The organism is Arthrobacter crystallopoietes BAB-32, from assembly GCF_000328305.2.
GTDB lineage: Bacteria > Actinomycetota > Actinomycetes > Actinomycetales > Micrococcaceae > Crystallibacter > Crystallibacter crystallopoietes_A.
This window is the reverse complement of the sequence record NZ_ANPE02000015.1, coordinates 1-5,246: the sequence shown is the minus strand read 5'-3', so window position 1 is coordinate 5,246 and position 5,246 is coordinate 1. Positions and strand designations below refer to the sequence as shown.

Below are 5,246 nucleotides of genomic sequence, written 5' to 3'. Positions count from 1 at the left end.
TCGACGTCTCCCAGGACGCCATGCGCCAGCGCATGATCAAGTCCGCCGAGGAAATCGAGGTCATCAAGCACGGCGCCCGCATCGGCGACCTCGGCGGCGAGGCCATCAAGGCAGCCATCCGCGAAGGCATCACCGAGTACGAAGTCGCGCTCATCGGCACCGAAGCCATGGTGCACGAAATCGCCAAGACCTTCCCGCACCGCGAAGTCCGCGACACCTGGGTCTGGTTCCAGTCCGGCATCAACACCGACGGCGCCCACAACTGGGCCACCACCCGCAAACTGCAGCGCGGCGACATCCTGTCCCTGAACTGCTTCCCGATGACCTCCGGCTACTACACCGCCCTCGAGCGCACCATGTTCCTCGGCCAGCCCGACGAGGAAAGCCTGCGCCTGTGGAACATCAACGTCGAGGTCCACCGCCGCGGCCTCGAACTCATCAAGCCGGGGGCCGTCTGCAAGGACATCGCCGCTGAACTCAACGAAATCTACATCGGCTACGGCCTGCTCCCGAACCGCACCTTCGGCTACGGCCACTCCTTCGGCGTCCTCTCGCACTACTACGGCCGCGAAGCGGGCCTGGAACTGCGCGAGGACATCGACACCGTGCTCGAACCCGGCATGGTCGTTTCGATGGAACCGATGATCACCGTCGCTGACGGCCAGCCCGGTGCCGGCGGCTACCGCGAACACGACATCCTCGTCATCGGCGAGGACAAGGTCGAGAACATCACCAAGTTCGGCTTCGGCCCCGAACACAACATCATCGACGCCTAAAACCCCACCACACGAGTGGCGGCACAGCACAACGCTGTGCCGCCATCCGTGCGTTAAGAGCAAAGCTGCAGCCTCTTCCGCACGATCTGCAGAACGTCTCCCAATCAAGACATGGTAGGACCGCGAGGTCTTGACAGTGATGCGGATCATACCTACCTTTGATGCAACCCCGTTGCAAGAAATGCAACATCATCAACTCAAAGGCTTCCCCCATGACACAGCACAACACGAACGCGGGCAATGGCGCCCCCGCTTCGGATGCTCCTTTCGACACTCGTCCAGACGCTCCGGCATCACTCAGCGGACAGCGGCGGCTGGAGGAGAAGGTCGGCAAGCAAACCCGACGCAGGGTCATTGCGGCCAGTTTCATCGGCAACTTTGTCGAATGGTTCGATTACGCCGTGTACGGCTACTTGGCCGCGACTATCTCCGTCGTCTTCTTTCCCGAGTCGGATCCGCAGACCGCATTGCTGGCAACCTTTGCCTTGTTTGCTGTCTCGTTCCTGGTGCGCCCCATCGGCGGCTTCGTCTGGGGCCACATCGGCGACCGGGTGGGGCGGCGCACCGCGCTCTCTCTGTCGATCCTGATCATGTCCGCTGCGACGTTCTGCATCGCGCTGATCCCGGGCTACGCAACGATTGGCATCTGGGCTCCGGCGCTGCTGCTGTTCGTGCGCATCATTCAAGGTTTCTCCGCCTCGGGCGAGTACGCGGGCGCCTCTGCATTCCTGGTGGAATACGCTCCCCCGCGCAGACGAGGAATCTATGCCGCGGTCGTGCCGGCCAGTACCGCCACCGGCCTGCTCTTGGGTTCGCTGCTGACCGCGCTCTTCACGGCCACCCTAAGCACAGACCAGATGCAGGACTGGGGCTGGCGGATTCCGTTCCTGCTGGCTGCCCCGATGGGTCTCATCGGACGGTACATCCGGACCAAGCTTGAGGACACTCCGGCCTTCCGCGAGCTGGCCGCTGAGGACCACGCGGTCAAGGCTCCGGTCAAGAGCATGTTCAGGCAGCACTGGCGGCAGCTGCTTCAGGCCGTTGGCGCCGTACTGCTCAACGCCGTCGGCTTCTACGTCATCCTCAGCTACATGCCGACCTACCTGTCCGAGGAACTCGGGCTTGGGGCAACCGAATCCTACATCGCGACCACGATCGCCCTGCTGACCTACATCGGCTTCATCTTCCTCACCGGTATGCTTTCTGACCGCTTCGGCCGCAAGAAGGTCCTGATCTCGGCCTCGGTCACCTTCATTCTGCTGACCGTCCCGGCCTTCGCCCTCCTGGGCACCGGAAGCTTCCTCGTGATTGTGCTGGTCCAGATCCTGTTGGGCGCGATGCTGACCCTGAATGACGGAACCCTGCCGAGTTTCCTGGCCGAGATGTTCCCGACCAAGGTGCGCTACAGCGGCTTCGCCGTCAGTTTCAATCTCTCCAACGCGCTCTTCGGCGGCACCGCACCTATGGTGGCCACGCTGCTGATCAGCCTCACCGCAAACGACCTGGCGCCGGCCTGGTACCTGGTCGCTGCCGCTGTAGTCTCGCTGGTAGCCGTGGCCCTTTCGCGCGAAACCAGCCACCAACCGCTGCGGCACGAATAAGGGGTACCTTCCGAATGCACAACCTCATCAACGCCTGAGCCGACCCGGCGAAAGGCAACGGACGGTGCGGCACGGCCGCTTCACCAGGTGCGCCGCACCGTCAATATCATCCTCATCCAGGCGTTCCAGGACAGAATGGACAGCACCATGACAGTTTCGAAACCTTCAGCCGCATCGGCAGGCGGGAACGACAACGGCGCCTCGGATTCGCGGGGCGCCTCGGTCCTGGTGAACGCTGTCGACGTCCTCCGCTGTTTCACCGCCGAGCAGCCGCTCCAAGGAGTCACCGAGATCGCTGCGCAGGTCGGCCTGCACAAAAGCACCGTATCGCGCATCCTGGCCACCCTTGAGCAGGAGGACCTGGTGGAGCGCGATTTGTCCTCGCGCCGCTTCAAGCTCGGCCTTGGCCTCATCGCGGTGGCCGGCCCCCTCCTGGCAGACCTCGATGAGCGCCGCGCCGCCTACCCCGTCCTGCAGGAGCTGACGGAACGTACCGGCGAGACCAGCACGTTCATGGTCTGGAACCGCGGCGAGTCGGTATGCGTCGAGCAGGTTCCCAGCCGCCAGCAGGTCAAGCACACAACGCCGCTGGGCACACGCTACAACACCGCCTGGAGCTCGTCAGTCCAGGTCTTCCTGGCCAACGAAGGCACCGAGAAGGTCCGGGCCATGCTCTCGGCCGGCCAGATCCAGCTTCCTGCTGCCACGGACGAGAACGTCGAGGACTACTTGGTCCGGTTGAAGCAGGCCGCATCCCAGGGCTACGCAACCAACTACGGCGAGACGTCGCTGGACGAGGTGGGGGTTGCAGCGCCGGTCTTCGACCACCGGGGCGGCCTCGCCGGCTGCGTCATGGTCGCTGCGCCCCGCTTCAGAGTGTCGACGGATCAGCTCCAAGCTTTGGCGGAAGCCTGCCGGCAGGCCGCCGCCAAGATCACTGTCCGCCTCGGCGGCCAGCCTGCTGCCTGAAGCGCCGCAGCCCCAACCTCCGAAAGGGAGACAACTTGCTCGAACGCCGCGGCAGCTTCGCCTTCGACTACGATCTTCACGGTGGAACCGCGCCCGTGCGCATGCAATGGCTGTTCCACAACCAGTCCACGCTGCCCGTCGCCGTCCAGGTTTGGGAACTGCCGCCGGGCGGCAGCGAGGGCATGCACGCCCATCCCGCTGACAGCTGTCCGCTTGAAGAGCTTTACATCGTCATCGAAGGAACCGCACGGATGCACCTCGACGGCGAGAGGCATGACCTTGCGGCCGGTGACGCGCTGCTCGCCCCGGTCGGTTCCGAGCACGACCTGGCAAACACCGGCATGAGTAAGTTGCGGGTGCTCGTTGTGTGGGGTGAACCCGGCGTCGCCGACTATTCTTCGTTCGGTTCCTTCGCCGCTGCACAGGCTGCCAGGAATGGCGACGCCGGCCCGTCGGCCGGCAGGGCAGGAACTGCAGCCGGCGCCGATGCGCAGGCATGCCGTGATATTTGAGACGATGATGCCATGTCAGTCCTAGAAGAGTTCGACGACGAGTCGCCGGAAAGCCTGCACCGCGGCGTCCAATCGGTGGACCGGGCAATCACCGTGCTGAAAATCCTGGCTCGCCGCGGCGCCACCGGCGTCAGCGACATCGCCGAAGAAATGGGCGTACACAAGTCCACCGCATCGCGGCTGCTTGCTTCGTTGGACCAGGGCGGCCTGGTCCAGCAGAACTCCGAGCGGGGGAAGTACCAGTTGGGGCTGGAGATCCTGCGCCTCGCCAACGCCATTCCAGGCCGGCTGAGCCTGGTCCACGAAGCCCGGCCCGTGCTGGAGGCATTGGCGGACAAGTACAAGGAAACCGTAAACCTGGCGGTCCTGCGGTCCAACTACGCGGTCAACGTTGATCAGGCCATGGGCCCCTCATCGCTCGCCACGCACGACTGGATCGGCAGCCTGACGCCGCTCCATGCCACATCAAGCGGCAAAGTACTGCTCGCAGGCCTGACGTCCGAGCAGCGCCTGCAAATTCTGAAGCAGACCCGGATGCCCGCCCAGACTGCCAAAACGATTACGTCCCGGCAAAAGCTGGAACAACAACTGCTTGAGATCGCCGCCGCCGGCTACGCCACGGTGTACGAGGAATTCGAAATCGGCCTCAATGCGATTGCAGCGCCAGTCCACGATCACATCGGCGCTGTCATCGGTTCCGTGAGCATCTCCGGGCCTTCCTTCCGGTTCAAACCTGAAGAAGTGCCCGGCCTGGTTGAGGACCTCAAGCAGGCCGGGCACGACATTAGCGCACGGATGGGCTACGCGGTGGAGTAGCCGGTTAGTGCTTCGACGGCGCAGCGAACCACACGCTTTCGATGGTGGCGAGTGTCAGATTTCGACGACGGAGCGCAGGATTTTGCCTTCGTGCATTTTGTTGAAGGCTTCTTCGATTTGGTCGAGGGTGATGCGTTCGGTGACGAAGGCGTCGAGGTCGAGGTTGCCTTGTTTGTAGTGGTTGACGAGCATGGGGAAGTCGCGGGAGGGCAGGCAGTCACCGTACCAGGAGGACTTCAGGGATCCGCCGCGGCCGAAGACGTCCAGCAGCGGCAGCTCCAACTGCATGTCGGGGGTGGGGACGCCGACGAGGACGACGCGGCCGGCGAGGTCGCGGGCGTAGAAGGCCTGTTTGTAGGTTTCGGGGCGGCCGACGGCTTCGATGACGACGTCGGCGCCGTTGCCGCCGGTGAGTGAGCGGATGGCTTCGACGGGGTCCTGTTCCTTGGAGTTGATGCCGTGGGTGGCGCCGAGTTGTTTGGCCATTTCGATCTTGTTGTCGTCGATGTCGACGGCGATGATCGTGGTGGCGCCGGCGAGTTTGGCGCCGGCGATCGCGGCGATGCCGACGC

Annotated in this window: 6 protein-coding genes; 5 read left to right on the top strand and 1 reads right to left on the bottom strand. The window is 63.9% G+C overall.

What is annotated here, in order from left to right; translation table 11 throughout:
• The 5 genes from D477_RS00325 to D477_RS00305 form a co-directional block, all read left to right on the top strand.
• Positions 1 to 776: M24 family metallopeptidase (locus tag D477_RS00325; RefSeq protein ID WP_005266129.1), on the top strand; the 776-nt coding region annotated here is incomplete at its 5' end.
• A 212-nt stretch (positions 777 to 988) separates the two neighbouring features.
• Positions 989 to 2,377: an MFS transporter gene (locus D477_RS00320; RefSeq protein ID WP_005266128.1), complete on the top strand. Its 1,389-nt coding sequence runs from the start codon at positions 989 to 991 to the stop codon at positions 2,375 to 2,377.
• A 147-nt stretch (positions 2,378 to 2,524) separates the two neighbouring features.
• Positions 2,525 to 3,346 carry an IclR family transcriptional regulator gene (locus D477_RS00315; protein WP_237740657.1) on the top strand — a complete coding sequence of 274 codons (822 nt, stop codon included), beginning with the start codon at positions 2,525 to 2,527 and terminating at the stop codon, positions 3,344 to 3,346.
• 35 nt (positions 3,347 to 3,381) lie between these two features.
• The gene (locus D477_RS00310; RefSeq protein ID WP_005266126.1) at positions 3,382 to 3,858 is read left to right on the top strand and encodes a cupin domain-containing protein; all 477 of its coding nucleotides are present in this window, start codon (positions 3,382 to 3,384) and stop codon (positions 3,856 to 3,858) included.
• A gap of 12 nt (positions 3,859 to 3,870) precedes the next feature.
• A complete protein-coding gene (locus tag D477_RS00305; RefSeq protein ID WP_005266125.1) occupies positions 3,871 to 4,674 on the top strand; it encodes an IclR family transcriptional regulator in 804 nt (267 codons plus the stop codon).
• A gap of 54 nt (positions 4,675 to 4,728) precedes the next feature.
• Here D477_RS00305 and D477_RS00300 read toward each other — a convergent pair.
• The coding region (locus tag D477_RS00300) for a zinc-binding dehydrogenase (RefSeq protein WP_005266124.1) at positions 4,729 to 5,246 on the bottom strand (518 nt) is incomplete at its 5' end.